This is a genomic window from Plantibacter sp. M259 (genome assembly GCF_006065115.1).
In the GTDB taxonomy this organism is placed as follows: domain Bacteria; phylum Actinomycetota; class Actinomycetes; order Actinomycetales; family Microbacteriaceae; genus Plantibacter; species Plantibacter auratus.
On sequence record NZ_CP040750.1, the window covers coordinates 2,990,164 to 3,007,107 of the forward strand.

Here is a 16,944-nt window from a genome sequence, read left to right on the forward strand (position 1 = left end):
ACCCCGCTCCACCCTCTCCACCCGCGGGCGACCCGCCCGATCGACACGAAAGCAGAGCGTCATGAAGCAACGATTCTCCATCCCCGCCCTCGCGGCGGCGGCCGTCCTCCTCCTCGCGGGGTGTACCTCCGCGGGTTCGGGCTCGGGAGGTGACGGACCGTCCAGCACACCGGTGAAGGGCGGCACCGTCGACGTCCTCCTGAACGCGGACTTCTCGCACCTCGACCCGGTTCAGGGCTTCGACGGCGGCGTGAACAACTTCTACCGCCTCATCTACCGCACGTTGACGACGCAGTCCACGGGCGAGGGCGCCAAGGGCACCGAGATGGTGCCCGACCTCGCGACCGACCTCGGCACGGTGAGCGACGACGGCCTCCAGTGGACGTTCACGCTCAAGGACGACCTGAAGTTCGAGGACGGCACGCCGATCACGAGCAAGGACGTGAAGTTCGGCGTCGAGCGCTCCTTCGACCCGGCCATCGCCGTCGGATCGCCCTACGCCCGACTCACCATCGCCGGCACGGACTCGTACGAGGGCCCGTACATCACGGGTGACCTGCCGTCCATCCAGACGCCGGACGACCAGACCATCGTCTTCACGCTCAAGGAGCCGTTCGCCGACTTCGCGAGCGTCGTCGGGCAGAACAGCTTCACGCCCTTCCCCGCCGACACCGAGCGGGTGACGACGACGAGCCTCGACAAGATGCCGATCGCCTCCGGCCCCTACAAGGTCGACAGCTACGAGCGCGGTTCGCAGCTGAAGCTCGTCCGCAACGACTCGTGGGACCCGAAGACGGACGACGTCCGCAAGGCCTACCCGGACGGCTTCGACTTCACCTTCGGCCTCGACGCCTCGACCATCGACGAGCGCATGATCGCCGGCCAGGGTGACGACGCGAACGCGATCGCCGGGTCCGTCCAGGCGGCCTCCATCTCCCGGATCCAGACGCCGGCACTCAAGGCACGGACCATCGCCGGTCTCCAGGGCTGCACCACGTACATGGGCCTGAACACGACCAAGCCGAACATGGACAACCCGCTGGTCCGCCAGGCCATCGCCTACGCCATCGACCGCGAGTCGGTGAAGGACGCGTCGGGCGGATCGCAGCTCGCGGACATCGCGACCACCATGCTGCCGCCCACCGTCGCCGGTCACACCGAGTTCGACCTCTACCCGAGCAAGGACAACGCAGGCGACCCGGAGAAGGCCAAGGAACTCCTCGCCGAGGCGGGCCTGCCCGACGGCTTCTCCTTCACGCTCGACATCCGCAGCCAGCCCAAGATGCAGGCGCAGGCCGAGGCGGTGCAGCAGGCGCTCGCGAAGGCCGGCATCACGGTGAACTTCAACCTCATCGACACCTCGACCTACTACGAGGTCATTGGCACGACGTCGCAGCAGAACGACGCAGCCATCACCGGTTGGTGCCCGGACTGGGCCTCGGGCTCGACCTTCCTGCCGCCGCTCTTCGACGGCTCGCAGATCTTCCCGAAGGGCAACTCGAACATCGCGCAGCTGAACGACCCCGCCGTCAACGAGCGCATCGCCGAGATCCGCGCGATGACCGACACCGACGAGGCCAACGCCGCTTGGGGCGCGCTCGACGAGCAGATCCAGAAGCTCGTGCCGACGGTGCCGCTGCTGTTCGAGAAGACGGTCATGGTCGTCGGAGCCAACGTCGCCGGTGCGTACTCGCACGCCGGGTACTCCGGTGGCATCGACTACGTGTCCGTCGGCCTGTCCTCGGCCGGCAAGTAGTCGGAAAGCCGGTAGCCGCAGATGTCGTCGTCCGTTCCCAGTGAGCTGACCACCGTCGCCGAGGAGGTGGGTGCGCCGGTCGGTGCGCCCACCCCCGCGCGGCGGGTGATCGCCACCCTCCGTTCCAGCCCACCGGTGCTGCTCAGCGTCGCGTTCATCGTGCTCGTCGTGCTGCTCGCGATCCTCGCCCCGCTGATCACCGCGATCAGCGGCTGGGGTCCGTACACCTTCGACAAGTCGGCGGTGGACTCCGACCTCGGCGGCGTGCCGATCGGCAACCTCGGCGGGATCTCCGCCGAGCACTGGTTCGGGGTCGAACCCGGGAACGGACGCGACATCTTCGCGCGCATCGCCTTCGGTGCGCAGGTGTCGCTGTCGATCGCCGTCTCGGCGACCATCGTCACCACCGTGCTCGGCGTCGTGCTCGGCATGCTCGCCGGCTTCTGCGGCGGGTGGGTCGACCAGGTCGTCTCGCGCGTCATGGACTTCCTCATGGCGTTCCCGTCGCTCATCTTCATGATCGCGCTCCTGTCGGCCCTCCCCGCCGGCAACCGACCGGTCCTGCTCGTCGTCGTGCTGAGCCTCTTCGGCTGGCCGTACACCGCCCGGGTGGTGCGCGGTCAGGCGATGTCGCTGCGGACGAGCGAGTTCGTCGAATCGGCGCGTGCTTCGGGCGCCGGGGGCATCCGCATCGTCTTCCGCGAGATCCTGCCGAACCTCCGCGGCACCATCATCGTCCTGGCCACCCTCGCCGTTCCCGGTTACATCGGCACGGAGGCGGGCCTCTCCTTCCTCGGCGTCGGCGTCACCCCGCCCACGCCGAGCTGGGGCCAGATGATCGCGACCGCGGTCGGCTGGTACGCGGTCGACCCGATGTACTTCCTGATCCCCGGCACCTTCCTGTTCCTCACGGTGCTGTCCTTCACCGTGCTCGGCGACCGCCTGCGCAAGGCCCTCGACTCGGGAGACGCCGCCTCATGACCCTCTACCTCCTGCGCCGGATCGCGTCGGCGATCGGCATCCTGCTGCTCATCAGCCTCTTCACCTACGTCATCTTCTTCCTGCTGTCGCCCGATCCGGCGGTGCAGATCTGCGGCAAGACCTGCACCCCCGACCGCATCGACCAGATCCGGGCGCAGCTCGGGCTCGACCAGCCGTTCTGGCAGCAGTACCTCGAGTTCATCCGGGGGATCGTCATGGGCCGGAGCTACGGGGAGGGCGCCTCGGCGGTCTCCTGCGCGGCGCCGTGCCTCGGCTTCAGCTTCCAGACCAACGAGTCCGTCATGGACATGATCACCGCGCGCTTCCCCGTGACCGCGACGGTCGCGATCGGTGCGGCGGTCCTCTGGCTGCTCGTCGGCGTCAGCGGTGGCCTGCTCAGCGCCGTCAAGCAGGGGACCGGCTGGGACCGTGGGGCGATGATGGTCGCGCTCGCCGGCATCAGCCTGCCGAACTACTTCCTCGCGCTCCTCCTGCAGTACGTCCTCGTGGTGCAACTGCAGATCCTGCCGTTCCCGCAGGCCGTGCCGTTCGCCGAGGACCCGGTCCGGTGGTTCCAGAACTACCTCATGCCGTGGATCGTGCTCGCCCTCGGCTACGCGTCGATGTACGCGAGGCTCGTCCGGGCGAACGTCATCGACACCCTCGGTGAGAACTTCATGCGGACCGCCCGGGCGAAGGGCCTGCCCGCGCCCCTCATCCTGCGCCGCCACGCGCTGCGGCCCGCGCTCACGCCCGTCGTCACACTCTTCGGCATGGACTTCGCGGGCCTCCTCGGAGGCGCCCTCATCACCGAGACGGTGTTCGGACTGAACGGCGTCGGCAAGCTCGCCGCCGACTCGATCGCGAAGAACGACCAGCCCGTCATCATGGGCGTCACCCTCCTGGCCGCGTTCTTCGTGGTCATCGGCAACGTCGTGGTCGACGTCGTGTACACGTTCCTCGACCCGAGAGTGAGAGTGAAGAGCGCATGAGCCCCACCGTCACCAGGACCATCTCCCTGCCCGTCCCCGGGGCGGCGCTGCTCGAGGTCGACGACCTCACGGTCACCTTCCCGACCACCTCCGGCGACGTCGACGTGGTGCGCAAGGCGTCGTTCGCGGTCCAGCACGGCCAGACCCTCGGCATCGTGGGCGAGTCCGGCTCCGGCAAGTCCATGACCTCGCTCGCGATCATGGGACTGCTCCCGAACGGCGGGCGCACGACCGGCAGCGTCCGACTGAGCGGACACGAGCTCGTCGGTCGGAGCGACCGCGAGATGCGTCGCGTGCGCGGCGACCGGATCGCGATGGTCTTCCAGGACCCGCTCTCCTCGCTCAACCCGTACTACACCGTCGGGCTGCAGATCGAGGAGGCGTACCGCGCCCATCGCGGCGGTTCCCGGAAGGCCGCCAGGGCCGTCACGATCGAGGCCCTCGAACGGGTCCGCATCGCCGACGCCTCCCGACGCGTCGACCACTACCCGCACCAGTTCTCGGGCGGCATGCGGCAGCGCATCATGATCGCCATGGCGCTCTGCCTGGAACCCGACCTGCTCATCGCGGACGAACCGACGACGGCGCTCGACGTCACCGTCCAGGCGCAGATCCTCGACCTGCTCTCCGAACTGCAACGGGAGACCGGTGCCGGCATGATCTTCATCACCCACGACCTCGCCGTCGTCAGTCAGGTCGCCGACGACGTGCTCGTCATGCGCGGCGGCGACTCCGTCGAGATGGGCACGGCCGAGCAGATCTTCTCCCGGCCACAGGCGGCCTACACCCGCGCGCTGCTCGACGCCCTCCCGCGGATCGACGACCCGTTCACCGAGCGCCCGACGGCACCCGCCACGACCGAGGAGGGACGGGCATGAACGACGCACCAGTGCTCCTGCAGGCCACCGGGCTCACGAAGGACTTCACCACCAAGGGTGACGGGGCGTTCCGCGCCCGCACCACCCAGTTCCGCGCCGTCGACGACGTCGGGTTCACCGTCCGCTCGGGCGAGACGCTCGGCATCGTCGGGGAGTCGGGCAGCGGCAAGTCGACGACCGCACGGATGATCGCGAAGCTCATCGAACCGACCGCCGGCACGATCACCTTCGACGGTGAGGACGTCACCACGGCGCGTGGGCCGGCGCTCGCCGCGTTCCGGACGAAGGTGCAGGTCGTCTTCCAGGACCCGTTCTCCTCCCTCAACCCGAGGCACACCGTCGAGCGCATCGTGTCGGCGCCGCTCGACTACCAGGGCATCACCCCGAAGCAGGGCAAGCGCGCCCTCGTGCGCGACCTCCTCGACCGCGTCGGCCTGAACCCCGACCACCTCCAGCGCTACCCGCGGCAGTTCTCCGGCGGCCAGGCCCAGCGCATCGGGATCGCCCGGGCGCTCGCCGTCTCCCCGAAGCTCGTGATCTGCGACGAGGCGGTGTCGGCGCTCGACGTGTCGGTGCAGGCACGCATCATCGACCTGCTGCGCGACCTGCAGGCCGAGCGTGGCCTGAGCTACCTGTTCATCGCGCACGACCTCGCCGTCGTGCGGCAGATCGCCCACGACGTCGCCGTCATGCACCGGGGCAAGGTGGTCGAGCAGGGTGACCGCGAAGCGATCTTCGACCACCCGCAGGACGAGTACACGAAGACCCTGCTCGCCGCCGTGCCCACGATCGACCCGAGCTGGGAGGCCGCGCGTGCCACCATGCTCGAACAGAAGCGGACGCACGGATCGTCCGCCGGAAGGACAGAGGCATGACCCACCGCACCACCACCTCCCTGCTGCCCGGGATCCACGTCACCGACCACACCGTCGACGTCCCGCTCGACTGGCGGCGGCCCGACGACGGCCGCACGATCAGCCTGTTCGCCCGCGAACTCGTCGACCCCCTGCGTCGCGACGAGCAGCTCCCGGTCCTCGTGTTCCTCCAGGGCGGACCGGGCGGCAAAGGCCCGCGTCCGGTGTCCAGGGACGGCTGGATCGCCGAGGCCCTCCGCACCTTCCGGCTCGTGCTGCTCGACCAGCGCGGCACCGGCCGGAGCACCAGGATCGACGGGCGGTCCATCGCGGCCGTCGGTGACCCTGCAGCACAGGCCGAGTACCTGGAACGCTTCCGGGCCGACTCGATCGTCGACGACGCCGAGTACCTGCGCCGCACCGTCTTCGGGGGCCGTCGCTGGTCGACGCTCGGTCAGAGCTACGGTGGCTTCCTCACCCTGACCTACCTCTCCCGAGCCCCGGAGGGACTGGCCGCCTGTTACGTCACCGGCGGTCTGGCCGGCATCCACCCGTCGGCGGCGGAGGTGTACCGCCGCACCTATCCACGTACCGAGCGCAAGAACCGGGCGTTCGCCGAGCGGTACCCGCAGGACGTCGACACCGTCGCGCGGATCGCCGACCGACTCGCCGCCGAGGAGGTGCTCCTGCCGGACGGCGACCGACTCACCGTGCGGCGCTTCCAGAACCTCGGGATCGACTTCGGGATGAAGCCCGGCTACGAGCGCCTCCACTGGCTGCTCGACGAGGCGTTCGACAGCGGCGACCGCCTGAGCGACACCTTCCTGGCGCAGGTCTGGGGGAGGACGTCCTACGTCGACAACCCCTCTTCATCGCCCTGCAGGAGAGCATCTACGGCGCGGCCGGCGCGGGGGCGACCGCGTGGGCGGCGCAGGCCGAGCGCGATGCACGCCCGGCGTTCGCCGAGACGGCCAGGCCGCTGCTGTTCACGGGCGAGATGGTCTACCCCTGGATGTTCGAGGAGATCCGCTCGCTCCGGCCCTTCCAGGGTGCGGTGGAGCGACTGGCGGCCAAGACCGACTGGGACCCGCTGTACGACCCCGCTGTCCTGGAGGCGAGCACGGTGCCGCTCGCCGCGGCCGTGTACTTCGACGACATGTACGTGGACGCGCAGCTGCAGTTGGAGACGGTCGACGCCGTCGGCGGGGCGACCGCGTGGGTCACGAACGAGTACGAGCACGACGGGATCCAGGACGCCGCCGTGGTGCGCCGCCTGTTCTCGATGGTGGACGAGCGCGGCGGCCGTCGCGCGGATGAGGAGCAGGCATGACCGACACGCAGCAGCAGGCACCCGAGCAGACGGCGGGCCACGCGCCGGCCACCACTGAGGCACCAGCCACGTCCATGCCGCGCCCGGCGAACCCGGACCCGAAGCTGCCCCGCCTGGCCGAGGTGCCGGCGTTCCGCGAGTTCCTCGGCACCGGCTGGGGCACCCCCGACCGCACGCCGCCGGTCGAGCCCGGGATCGCCGCGGCCGCAGCCGAGCACCGTCGTCGGCTGAGCGAGGCCTTCGTCGGGCGGACGCTCGTCGTCGCCGCCGGTCGCGCGCCCGTCCGGGCCAACGACTCGAACTACGACTTCCGCCCCGACAGTGACTTCTTCTGGCTCACCGGCTGCTCCGCCGAGGACGCGGTCCTCGTGCTGCGTCCGATCGGTGCCGGTCACGACGCGACGTTGTACATCCCGGCACCGGCACACCCGGGCGAGACCGGCTTCTTCGCCGACGCCAACCACGGCGAACTCTGGGTCGGTTCGGCGCCGGGGCCGGCCGACTGGTCGGCGGTCCTCGACCTCCGCGTCGAGGTGCTCGCCGCGCTGCCCGACGCGCTCCGAGGCGTCGACCGACCGCTTCTCGCGGGGACCCTGACCTCGCGGCACCGCGCGCTCGAGCCGCTGACGGTCGCGCCGGAACTCGGACGCGTGCTCTCGGAACTGCGCATGATCAAGGACGACTGGGAGATCGCGGAGCTGCGACGAGCGGTCGACGCGACCGTCGGTGGGTTCTCCGCCGTGATCCGTGAGCTGCCGACGGCCGTCGCCGGGGGCGGTGAGCGCTGGCTGCAGGGGACCTTCGACCGGCACGCCCGCACCACGGGGAACGGCCCCGGCTACTCGACCATCGTCGGGAGCGGCGCGCACGCACCCACGCTCCACTGGGTGCGCTGCGACGGCCCGGTCCGCCCTGAGGACGCGATCCTGCTCGACATGGGCGTGGAGACGCGTGCGTTCTACACGGCCGACGTCACCCGCACCTTCCCCGTCTCGGGCACCTTCAGCCCGGAGCAGCGTCTCGTCCACGACCTCGTCGAGGCGTCCCACCGCGCCGGGATGGCCGCCGTCCGTCCGGGCCGCGACTTCACCGACTTCCACCACGCGGCCATGGAGGTCATCGCGCAGGGACTCCACGACTGGGGCCTCCTGCCGGTGTCCGTCGACGAGGCTCTGAGCCCGGTCGGGCAACAGCACCGGCGGTACCTCGTGTGCGGCATCGGTCACCACCTCGGCCTCGACGTGCATGACTGCGCCAAGTCCTCCTACGAGGCCTACCAGGGCGGCTCGATGGCGCCCGGCATGGTGCTCACGGTCGAGCCGGGGCTGTACTTCCACGCCTTCGACGAGACGGTTCCACCGGAACTGCGCGGCATCGGCGTCCGGCTCGAGGACGACCTGCTCGTGACGGCCGACGGCGCCGAGGTGCTGTCGGATGCGCTGCCCATCGACGCGTCGGGCATCGAAGCGTGGATGCGCGCCCAGTAACCTGAGCGGACCGTGGTGGGAGACGAAGGATGGGAGTCGCGATGAGCATGTCGGCGATCCGACCGGCCGAGGAACGGCTGAGCCTGCGGGCGCAGGTGGAGCGGGCGGTGTCCGCGGCGATCATCTCGGGCGAGCTCGCGCCGGGGACGATGATCTCGGTACCGACGCTGGCGGTGCAGTTCAACGTCTCGGCGACCCCGGTCCGCGAAGCGATGCTCGATCTCGAGAAGCGCGACTTCGTGGAGGCGGTCCGGAACAAGGGGTTCCGCGTCACGGTCGTCAGCGAGGCCTCGCTCCGCAACACGGCGCAGATCCGCCAGCTCCTCGAGCCGCCCGCGATGGCGGACCTGGCGGAGGTCTTCGATCACGGGTCGCTGCCCGAGCTCCGGCAGCAGGCTGACGACATCGTGGCCGGTGCCCGGGACGGCGACCTGACCCGGTACCTCGAAGCCGACCAGGCGTTCCACCTCGCGCTCACCGCGAAACTCGGCAACCCGCTGCTCGTCGAGCTCGTCGCGGACCTCCGTGGACGTACCCGGCTCGTGGGACTGGCCGCCATGCTCGATTCGCAGCAGCTCGACCGCTCGGCCGTGGAGCACCACGAGCTCCTCGACGCCCTCGAGCGGGGTGACGGGGTCGCCGCTCGCGAGCTCATGCACCGACACATCGGGCACACCACCGGCTGGTGGGCCGGCAAGCCCGAATCCGACGCCGAGTAGCCCCTGGCGTGCGTGCGCGGGCCTTGACCAGGATCCGCGATCATGCATGCTTGCCTGTTCAGTGAATGTGTGACACATTACTGAAAGCCCTTCCCCGCACCGACCGAGAGGACCGCCCGTGACCCGCATCGTCATCGTCGGCGCCGGCATCGTCGGTGCGGCCTGCGCGCGCATCCTCGCCCGCCGCGGCGCCGAGGTCGTCGTGCTCGACCGTTCGGCGGCCGCCGGCGGCACGAGCGGCTCGGGGAGGGGAACCTCCTCGTCTCCGACAAGGGGCCCGGCCCCGAACTCGACCTCGCCCGGTACGCCTCACGCCTCTGGCCCGTCGTCACCGCCGAACTCGCGGCCGAACTGGGACCGACCTTCCCGAGCATCGAGTTCGAGCGCAAGGGCGGCATCGTGGTCGCCACCACCGAAGCCGGCGCGCAGCCCCTGCTCGACTTCGCCGCCGCCCAGCGCGCCGCCGGTGTCGACGCCAGACCCCTCACCGAGGACGAGCTGGTCGCGGCGGAGCCGTCGATCACCCGCTCGTCCACGGCGGCCGTCCACTATCCCGAAGACGCACAGGTCCAGCCCGTCATCGCCACGGAGGCCCTGCTCGCCTCGGCCCGGCGTGCGGGCGCTGTCGTGCGCACCGGCGTCACCGTGACGGGCGGCGTCCGGAGTGCGACCGGTCGCCTCACGGGTGTCCGGACCTCCGTGGGCGACGTCTCGGGCGACGCGGTCCTCGTCTGCGCCGGACCGTGGTCGGCCGAACTCGGCGACCTGCTCGGGGCACCCGTTCCGGTCCGTCCCCGACGCGGCATGGTCCTCGTCACCACCCGCATGCCGCACCGCGTGCACCACAAGGTCTACGACGGCGACTACTTCGGAGCGACGCAGTCGAGCGACGCCTCGCTCCAGACCTCGAGCGTCGTCGAGTCGACCGCCGCGGGCACCGTGCTCATCGGATCGAGCCGGCAGCAGATCGGGTTCGACGCACGCCTCGACGTCGACGTGCTCCGCGAGGTCGCGGCGAAGTCGCTGCGCCTCTTCCCGTTCCTCCGTGACGCCTCGGTCATGCGCAGCTACGGCGGCTTCCGGCCGTACATGCCCGACCACCTGCCGGTCATCGGCCCCGACCACCGTGTCGACGGCCTGTGGCACGCGACGGGCCACGAGGGCGCCGGCATCGGACTGGCCCTCGCGACGGCCGAGCTCATCGCCGCCCGCCTGCTCGGTGGATCCACCGACCTCGACGCCGCCCCGTTCCAACTCGACCGCCCGGGCCTCGCCCCGCACCTGCGCGTCGACCGGCCGGCGGAGGTGGCCTGATGGTCTCGAGACGACTGCCCGCGTCGAGCGACCGGATCGTGCCAGGCACGGAGGACGCGCTGCGCGTCGACCTCGACGGGACGCCCGTCGACGGGCTCCGTGGCCAGACGATCGCCGGTGTCCTGTTGGGTTCCGGCGTCCTCGCCTGGCGCCGCACGAGCGGGTCCGGGAACCCACGCGGCGTCTTCTGCGGCATCGGGGTCTGCTTCGACTGCATCGTCACGGTGAACGGCCAGCGGGACGTCCGTGCCTGCCAACGTCGCGCCGCGGACGGCGACCGCATCGAGACGCAGCACGACGCCCTTCCGGAGCCCACGACGGAGAACGACCCGTTCGGGGACCAGGCATGAGCGCCCGGCAGCGCGAGGTCGTCGTCGTCGGTGCAGGTCCCGCCGGCCTCCAGGCCGCACTCGCCGCCCGGGCCCTCGGCGCCGGCGTCACGCTGCTCGACGCCTCGGACGAGCTCGGCGGTCAGTACTGGCGGCATCTGCCGGCCAGTCGGCCGTCTGCGGCCGAGGCCTCGCTGCACCACGGGTTCGAGCGCTTCGTCGCCATGCGCGCGGCGCTCGACGCCGACGACGGCTGCACGGTGATCACCGAGGCGCAGGTGTGGGCGATCGACGTCGACCGCGCCGCCGCCGACCGAGGGGCCGACGACACCTCCGGGGCGACCGGCTTGCGCCTGCACGTCCTCGTCGGACCGCCGGACGGCACCGACCGCACGCCCATCACCCTCCGACCGGACGCGCTCGTCCTCGCGACCGGCGCGCACGACCGCACCCTGCCGTTCCCCGGCTGGGACCTCCCCGGCGTGTTCTCTGCCGGTGCCGCCCAGGCCCTCGCGAAGGGCGAGCGGGTCGCCGTCGGTCGGCGGGTCGTCGTCGCCGGCGCCGGACCGTTCCTGCTGCCGGTGGCCGCGTCCTTGACCGCGACCGGATCACGCGTCCTCGGGGTCTACGAGGCCACGACCGTCGGCGGGCTCGCCAGGGGCTGGCTCCCCAAGCCCTGGCAGCTGCTCGGCGTGACCGGGAAGGCCGGCGAGCTGCTCGGTTACGTCGGCGGCCACCTGCGCCACCGGATCCCGTACCGCGTCGGTCACGCCGTGGTCGCCGCGCACGGCACCGACCGGGTCGAGCGGGTGACCATCGCCGCCGTCGACGCCGACTGGTCGCCGATCCCCAGGACCGAGCGCACGATCGAAGCGGACGCCGTCTGCGTCAGCCACGGGTTCACCCCGCGGCTCGAACTGCCCGTCGCGGTCGGCTGCGCGCTCACCGAAGCCCGGTTCGTCCAGGTCGACGCCGAGCAGCGCACGAGCGTCTCGACCGTCTTCGCGGCGGGGGAGATCACCGGGATCGGGGGCGTCGACGCCGCGCTCGCCGAGGGCGCGATCGCGGGACACGCCGCGGCCGGCGGACTTCCCGGCGCCTCCGGGATCCGTGCCGCCGTGAGCCGACGCGACACGTTCCTCGCCTTCGCCGACCGGCTCGAACGCGCCCACGGCATCCGCGCCGGCTGGAGCGACTGCTCGACGACGACACCACCATCTGTCGCTGCGAGGAGGTCGACTACGGCTCCCTGCGCACGACGGCGACCGCCACCTGCGCGACCGGCCTGCGCTCGCTCAAACTCAGCACGCGTGCCGGGCTCGGGATCTGCCAGGGCCGCATGTGCGGTCGCACCGTCGAGGAGCTCCTCCACCGCGTCTCCTCCGAATCCGGCGGCAGCGGCCTCATCGACGGCGTCTCGAGTGACCGCCGGCCCATCGCCTCCCCGCTGCGCATCGGCGAACTCGCCGCGCAGGCACCGGGACACCCTCCCCACGAACCGCCGTCGACCCCGACGGCCGAACACCCAGGATGACCGACCGGTCTCCGCACCACTCCCTCGGAAAGGAACCACCCATGGCCAAGCAGTTCGACCTCGGCGGCGTCATCGTCGCGACCACCCTCGCGTTCAAGGAGGACGCCTCGGCGCCCGCCGGCCTCGCCGTCGACTACGACCGCTTCGCCGAGCACTGCAACTGGCTCATCGAGAACGGTTGCCGCGGCGTCGGCCCGAACGGCTCGCTCGGTGAGTACTCGTCGCTGACGGACGCCGAGCGTCGCAAGGTCATCCAGGTCGCGGTCGACACCGTCGGCGACCGCGGCCTCGTCGTCGCCGGAGTGCACGGCGTCGGCTGGCACCAGGCCCAGCAGTGGGCCGAGTACGCGAAGGAGGACGGCGCTGACGGGGTCCTGCTCCTGCCGCCCACCATCTACCGGGCGAACGACGACGAGGTCATCGAGCACTACAGTCGCGTGGACGAGGTCGGCCTGCCGATCATGGCCTACAACAACCCCATCGACACCAAGGTCGACCTCACGCCCGACCTGCTCGTCGAACTCGCCAAGCTCGAGCACGTCGTCGCGGTGAAGGAGTTCTCGGCCGACATCCGTCGGGTGCTCGAGATCCAGGACAAGACCGACCTCGACGTCATCGCGGGGGCGGACGACCTCCTCTTCGAGTCCCTCGTCGCCGGCGCGGTCGGCTGGTTCGCCGGCTACCCGAACGCCTTCCCGCGCGAGGCCGTCGAGCTCTACACGCTCGTCACCTCGGGTCGCGTCGACGAGGCCCGCACCCTCTACCGCGAGCTCGTGCCCGTCTTCGGGTGGGACTCGAAGACGGAGTTCGTGCAGGCCATCAAGCTGTCGATCGACATCGCCGGCGAGAGCTACGGTGGTCCGACGCGTCCGCCGCGCGGTCCGCTCAACGCGCTCCAGACGGAGCAGGTCACGACGCAGACGCGTCGCGCGCTCGACTACCTCGCCGCGCGCTGAGCCTGACGGCCGACGCGACACCCCGACCACGACCACCAGTCCTGAGAGGCACACCATGAAGTCCTCCCGCATGATCAGTGCGGTCGACTCGCACACCGAGGGCATGCCGACCCGCGTCGTCACCGGCGGGGTCGGCGTGATCCCTGGCGCGACCATGAACGAGAAGCGCCTGCACTTCATGGAGCACCTCGACGACCTGCGGCTCTTCCTCATGAACGAGCCTCGCGGTCACGCGGCGATGAGCGGGGCGATCCTGCAGCCGTCCACGCGTGCGGACTGCGACTGGGGCGTCGTGTACATCGAGGTGTCCGGCTGCCTGCCGATGTGCGGGCACGGCACCATCGGGGTCGCGACGGTGCTCGTGGAGACCGGCATGGTGGAGGTGGTCGAGCCGGTCACGACGATCCGGCTCGACACCCCCGCCGGACTCGTGATCGCGCGCGTCGACGTCAGCGATGGGCACGCCGACCGCGTGACGATCGAGAACGTCCCGAGCTACGTCGACCGCCTCGACGCCACGATCGAGGTGCCGGGGCTCGGCACCGTGCCGTACAGCCTCGCGTTCGGCGGCAACTTCTACGCGATGGTCGACCTCGACGACGTCGGCCTGCCCTTCGACCGCGACCGTCAGCAGGACATCCTCGACGCGGGGCTGCGCATCATGGCGGCGATCAACGAGCAGGCGCCGCCCGTGCACCCCGAGATCGCCGGGCTCGACCACTGCCACCACGTCGAGTTCATCGCGCCGGGATCCGACGCCGTGCTGTCCCGGCACGCGATGGCCATCTTCCCGGGGTGGTTCGACCGCTCGCCCTGTGGCACGGGCACCTCGGCGCGCATGGCCGAGCTCTGGGCCCGCGGTGAGCTGCCGCTCGACCAGGACTTCGTCAACGAGTCCTTCATCGGCAGCCGGTTCACCGGCCGGCTGATCGCCGAGACGACGGTCGCGGGCCGGCCGGCCGTCATCCCGACCATCTCCGGTCGGGCCTGGGTCACCGGTATCGGCTCCTACCTGCTCGACCCCGCCGATCCGTTCCCGACCGGCTTCCAGTTCTGAACCACACCACGATCCCGGAGGATCACATGACGACCACGCCAGCCCCCGACGCCACCATCGCTGAGACCACCCCCGAGCAGCTCGATGAGGTCCTCCGTCGGGCTGCCGTTGCGGCACCCGCGTGGGCCGCGACGCCGGCGGACGCCCGTGCGCGAGCGCTCGTCGCCGTCGCCGACGCCCTGCAGGCCCACGCGGACGAGCTCGTCCCCGTCGGCATGCAGGAGACGGGTCTCGCCGAGGCCCGGCTCCGCGGCGAGCTCCTCCGCACCGCCGTGCAGCTGCGGCTCTTCGCGGAGACGATCGTCGACGGCTCCTACCTCGACGTCCGGATCGACGAGGCCGACCCGGACTTCGCGCTCGGAGCGCGCCCGGAACTCCGCCGCGTCCTCGTGCCGCTCGGCCCGGTCGTGAACTTCGCGGCGAGCAACTTCCCGTTCGCCTTCTCCGTCGCCGGTGGTGACACCGCGTCGATCCTCGCGGCCGGATGCCCGGTGATCCTCAAGGTGCACGACGGTCACCCACGGCTCTCGCTCGCGACGGCGGCCGTCGTCGAGGCCGCGCTCCGGGCATCCGGGGCTCCTGACGGTGTCTTCCAGACGATCATCGGCCAGGAGGCCGGCGTCGTCGCGCTGCAGGACGAGCGCGTCCGGGCCGGCTCCTTCACGGGCTCCCTCCGGGCCGGTCGGATCCTCGCCGACCTCGCGGCGGCACGCCCCGTCCCGATCCCGTTCTTCGGCGAGCTCGGCAGCGTCAACCCCGTGTTCGTGACGCAGACCGCCCTCGACGAGTCCGCAACGGCCATCGCGACGGGATTCGTCACGAGTGTCGCGGGCTCGGCGGGTCAGCTGTGCACGAAGCCCGGCTTCGTCTACCTGCCGGACGGCGCGGGGCTCGACGAGTCGATCCGCGAGGCTGCTGCCGCGGTTCCCGAGCACCGACTCCTGAACGCCCGCATCACGGCCGGGTACGAGGCGAGGCGAGACACCATCCTCGGCACCGACGGCGTGCGGCTCATCGCCGAGGGTTCGCTGCGGGTCGACGAGGACGGCGACGGCTGGGCGACCCCCACGATCGTCGCGGTCTCACTGGACGCGCTGCGGGCCGGTCGGGACGCCCTGCTCGACGAGGCGTTCGGTCCGTTGTCGATCCTCGTCGAGGTCCCGGCCGACACGGCGTTCGCACCGCTCGTGCCGGAGTTCTGCGAGGGCAACCTGACGGCCACCCTGCACGCCGGTGCCGACGAGACGAGCGACGACCTCGTGGAGCTCGTCCAGCAGCTCTCGGCGCACGCCGGCCGGGTGCTGTTCGGCGGTTGGCCCACCGGCGTCGCGGTCACGCCCGCCATGCAGCACGGCGGACCGTGGCCGGCGACGACGAACGACTCGAGCACCTCGGTGGGGACGGCCGCGATCACCCGTTTCCTGCGGCCGGTCGCGTTCCAGAACATGCCGGACCGGTTCCTGCCGGAGGTGCTGCGATCGTCGGCCACGGGTGTCCCGCGCACGGTCGCGCCCGCGGGCGAGTCGACGCACTGGGGCGAGGCGGCTCAGCGCTGAGGCACGGCTGGCCGGGCCTCCGGACGGCGAGGCGTCAGATGGCGCCCTCGACCGTCGCGCCGACCTCGTCGTCCTCCTCGTCGCCGGGGAGTGGCGGGTCGTAGGCCCAGCTCGGCGCGAGCGCCTTGATGCGGGCACCGCGCCACTGCCACGTCGCCCACAGCGGGTACCAGTAGAGCGGGGCGATCGCGCCGGTGATCACGAGTCGGTCGCGGTACAGGGTCTTCGTCGGGTCGTGCTTGTCGCGGGCGACGGCCATCTGGTGGTCCCACCCGGCGAGCTTGCTGAGCGGCCCGCTGACCGGGTCGCCCTGGTCGTGGAGGATGCGGGTGCCGTCGCGGCGCTCGATGAACTCGAGGTCGATGATCTGGTCGCCGACCGGGATCGCGCCGGCGGCCTTCACGCGGACGCGGTGCGCTCCCGGCTCCCAGATGGTGGGGAACCCGTCGGCGTCGAGCGCCTCGAGTCCCATGACGGGGCTGTAGAGCTCCCGCAGGACGGCCGGGGAGCGGAGTGCCCGCCAGGCGACGTCGACATCACAGTCCAGGACGAGTTTCAGCATCACGCGCATGCCTCAGTGTCGCATGTGCGGCTCGGCGGCTGCAGGGGGTGCGCCGGTAGGGAAGACTGTGCCTATGGCGATCCGGTACTGGCTGGGCGTGATCCAGCGGGATCACGTCGTCCTCGGCGTCCGGCAGGGCTTCGTGCAGATCAACCACGGGCAGCGCGGCGGTCTTGACCAGATGCGCGAGTCCGACGGCTTCGTGTACTACTCGCCGCGGGTCAGCACCCCGGACGGCGAGCCGCTCAAGGCGTTCACCGCGATCGGGCGGGTCTCCGACGACACCGTCTACCAGGCGGCCGTGCCGCGACCGGACGGCGCCGATTGGCGACCATGGCGGCGGAGTGTCGACTGGTACCCGGACGCGGTCGAGGCGCCCATCCGTCCGATGCTCGCGCTCCTCGACTTCACGAGCTTCACCCGGAACTGGGGTGTCCAGCTCCGCCGGGGGTTCCTTGAGCTCAGTCGCCACGACTTCGAGCTCATCAGGAACGAGATGCGCCCGCCCCACCCCGACGACCGTCGTTTCCCCACCGCCTCCCGCTGACCCCCTGCCCGTGCGCCAGCGCGGTGCGCTGACGTCACCGCGGGTCTCGCGCGTGAGCGCGCCCCTCCAGAGGCCCGCGCTCACGTCCGATG

General features: G+C 71.1%; 16 protein-coding genes and 2 pseudogenes. 17 read left to right on the forward strand and 1 reads right to left on the reverse strand.

All coding sequences use genetic code 11. The features are described from left to right. The first annotated feature begins 61 nt into the window (after positions 1–61). The 16 genes and pseudogenes from FGL15_RS13975 (at position 62) to FGL15_RS14040 (ending at position 15,743) form a co-directional block, all read left to right on the forward strand. The gene (locus tag FGL15_RS13975; RefSeq protein WP_079705216.1) at positions 62–1,756 is read left to right on the forward strand and encodes an ABC transporter substrate-binding protein; all 1,695 of its coding nucleotides are present in this window, start codon (positions 62–64) and stop codon (positions 1,754–1,756) included. A 45-nt stretch (positions 1,757–1,801) separates the two neighbouring features. Then, the gene (locus tag FGL15_RS13980) at positions 1,802–2,737 is read left to right on the forward strand and encodes an ABC transporter permease (protein WP_370282226.1); all 936 of its coding nucleotides are present in this window, start codon (positions 1,802–1,804) and stop codon (positions 2,735–2,737) included. After that, positions 2,734–3,729, forward strand: a complete 996-nt coding sequence (locus FGL15_RS13985; RefSeq protein ID WP_079705218.1) for an ABC transporter permease — start codon at positions 2,734–2,736, stop codon at positions 3,727–3,729. The genes FGL15_RS13980 and FGL15_RS13985 overlap by 4 nt, the downstream gene beginning before the upstream one ends. Then, positions 3,726–4,607 carry an ABC transporter ATP-binding protein gene (locus FGL15_RS13990; RefSeq protein ID WP_138946493.1) on the forward strand — a complete coding sequence of 294 codons (882 nt, stop codon included), beginning with the start codon at positions 3,726–3,728 and terminating at the stop codon, positions 4,605–4,607. The genes FGL15_RS13985 and FGL15_RS13990 overlap by 4 nt, the downstream gene beginning before the upstream one ends. Further along, the gene (locus tag FGL15_RS13995; RefSeq protein WP_138946494.1) at positions 4,604–5,482 is read left to right on the forward strand and encodes an ABC transporter ATP-binding protein; all 879 of its coding nucleotides are present in this window, start codon (positions 4,604–4,606) and stop codon (positions 5,480–5,482) included. Before FGL15_RS13990 ends, FGL15_RS13995 begins: the two co-directional genes overlap by 4 nt. After that, positions 5,479–6,849: an alpha/beta fold hydrolase gene (locus tag FGL15_RS14000; protein ID WP_370281754.1), complete on the forward strand. Its 1,371-nt coding sequence runs from the start codon at positions 5,479–5,481 to the stop codon at positions 6,847–6,849. Before FGL15_RS13995 ends, FGL15_RS14000 begins: the two co-directional genes overlap by 4 nt. Continuing rightward, the gene (locus tag FGL15_RS14005) at positions 6,788–8,278 is read left to right on the forward strand and encodes an aminopeptidase P family protein (protein WP_370281756.1); all 1,491 of its coding nucleotides are present in this window, start codon (positions 6,788–6,790) and stop codon (positions 8,276–8,278) included. Before FGL15_RS14000 ends, FGL15_RS14005 begins: the two co-directional genes overlap by 62 nt. A 41-nt stretch (positions 8,279–8,319) precedes the next feature. Next, entirely contained in the window at positions 8,320–8,997 is a 678-nt protein-coding gene (locus FGL15_RS14010; RefSeq protein ID WP_064294279.1) for a GntR family transcriptional regulator, read from the forward strand. 118 nt (positions 8,998–9,115) lie between these two features. Continuing rightward, positions 9,116–9,193: pseudogene (locus tag FGL15_RS21275) on the forward strand (hypothetical protein); the annotation flags it as partial. Further along, positions 9,160–10,311, forward strand: a complete 1,152-nt coding sequence (locus tag FGL15_RS14015; RefSeq protein ID WP_255467884.1) for an FAD-binding oxidoreductase — start codon at positions 9,160–9,162, stop codon at positions 10,309–10,311. The pseudogene FGL15_RS21275 and the gene FGL15_RS14015, both read left to right, overlap by 34 nt. Further along, the gene (locus FGL15_RS14020) at positions 10,311–10,661 is read left to right on the forward strand and encodes a (2Fe-2S)-binding protein (protein WP_138946495.1); all 351 of its coding nucleotides are present in this window, start codon (positions 10,311–10,313) and stop codon (positions 10,659–10,661) included. Before FGL15_RS14015 ends, FGL15_RS14020 begins: the two co-directional genes overlap by 1 nt. Then, a pseudogene (locus FGL15_RS21015) lies at positions 10,658–11,638 on the forward strand (FAD/NAD(P)-binding oxidoreductase); the annotation flags it as partial. The gene FGL15_RS14020 and the pseudogene FGL15_RS21015, both read left to right, overlap by 4 nt. Before the next feature lie 251 nt (positions 11,639–11,889). Further along, complete coding sequence (locus FGL15_RS21020) at positions 11,890–12,174, forward strand: hypothetical protein (protein ID WP_240773963.1); 285 nt, start codon at positions 11,890–11,892, stop codon at positions 12,172–12,174. 41 nt (positions 12,175–12,215) lie between these two features. Continuing rightward, positions 12,216–13,130, forward strand: coding sequence for a dihydrodipicolinate synthase family protein (locus FGL15_RS14030; RefSeq protein ID WP_064294275.1), 915 nt, complete (start codon positions 12,216–12,218; stop codon positions 13,128–13,130). Positions 13,131–13,185: 55 nt separating this feature from the next. After that, entirely contained in the window at positions 13,186–14,187 is a 1,002-nt protein-coding gene (locus FGL15_RS14035) for a proline racemase family protein (protein ID WP_079705225.1), read from the forward strand. A 26-nt stretch (positions 14,188–14,213) separates the two neighbouring features. Beyond that, positions 14,214–15,743, forward strand: a complete 1,530-nt coding sequence (locus FGL15_RS14040) for an aldehyde dehydrogenase (NADP(+)) (RefSeq protein WP_138946496.1) — start codon at positions 14,214–14,216, stop codon at positions 15,741–15,743. Positions 15,744–15,777: 34 nt separating this feature from the next. On the opposite strand, the gene FGL15_RS14045 is transcribed toward FGL15_RS14040, so the two are convergent. Further along, positions 15,778–16,305, reverse strand: a complete 528-nt coding sequence (locus tag FGL15_RS14045) for a hypothetical protein (protein WP_229940281.1) — start codon at positions 16,303–16,305, stop codon at positions 15,778–15,780. 73 nt (positions 16,306–16,378) lie between these two features. Here FGL15_RS14045 and FGL15_RS14050 point away from each other — a divergent pair, with 73 nt between their 5' ends. Further along, positions 16,379–16,852, forward strand: a complete 474-nt coding sequence (locus tag FGL15_RS14050) for an EVE domain-containing protein (protein ID WP_085510217.1) — start codon at positions 16,379–16,381, stop codon at positions 16,850–16,852. The last annotated feature ends 92 nt before the right edge of the window (positions 16,853–16,944 follow it).

What these genes read in the sequence shown, in the direction of transcription:
- FGL15_RS13975 (WP_079705216.1), top strand. Translation starts at nt 62, where the DNA reads ATGAAGCAACGATTCTCCATCCCCGCCCTCGCGGCGGCGGCCGTCCTC.
- FGL15_RS13985 (WP_079705218.1), top strand. Translation starts at nt 2,734, where the DNA reads ATGACCCTCTACCTCCTGCGCCGGATCGCGTCGGCGATCGGCATCCTG.
- FGL15_RS13990 (WP_138946493.1), top strand. Translation starts at nt 3,726, where the DNA reads ATGAGCCCCACCGTCACCAGGACCATCTCCCTGCCCGTCCCCGGGGCG.
- FGL15_RS13995 (WP_138946494.1), top strand. Translation starts at nt 4,604, where the DNA reads ATGAACGACGCACCAGTGCTCCTGCAGGCCACCGGGCTCACGAAGGAC.
- FGL15_RS14000 (WP_370281754.1), top strand. Translation starts at nt 5,479, where the DNA reads ATGACCCACCGCACCACCACCTCCCTGCTGCCCGGGATCCACGTCACC.
- FGL15_RS14005 (WP_370281756.1), top strand. Translation starts at nt 6,788, where the DNA reads ATGACCGACACGCAGCAGCAGGCACCCGAGCAGACGGCGGGCCACGCG.
- FGL15_RS14010 (WP_064294279.1), top strand. Translation starts at nt 8,320, where the DNA reads ATGAGCATGTCGGCGATCCGACCGGCCGAGGAACGGCTGAGCCTGCGG.
- FGL15_RS14020 (WP_138946495.1), top strand. Translation starts at nt 10,311, where the DNA reads ATGGTCTCGAGACGACTGCCCGCGTCGAGCGACCGGATCGTGCCAGGC.
- FGL15_RS14030 (WP_064294275.1), top strand. Translation starts at nt 12,216, where the DNA reads ATGGCCAAGCAGTTCGACCTCGGCGGCGTCATCGTCGCGACCACCCTC.
- FGL15_RS14035 (WP_079705225.1), top strand. Translation starts at nt 13,186, where the DNA reads ATGAAGTCCTCCCGCATGATCAGTGCGGTCGACTCGCACACCGAGGGC.
- FGL15_RS14040 (WP_138946496.1), top strand. Translation starts at nt 14,214, where the DNA reads ATGACGACCACGCCAGCCCCCGACGCCACCATCGCTGAGACCACCCCC.
- FGL15_RS14045 (WP_229940281.1), bottom strand. Translation starts at nt 16,305, where the DNA reads ATGCTGAAACTCGTCCTGGACTGTGATGTCGACGTCGCCTGGCGGGCA.
- FGL15_RS14050 (WP_085510217.1), top strand. Translation starts at nt 16,379, where the DNA reads ATGGCGATCCGGTACTGGCTGGGCGTGATCCAGCGGGATCACGTCGTC.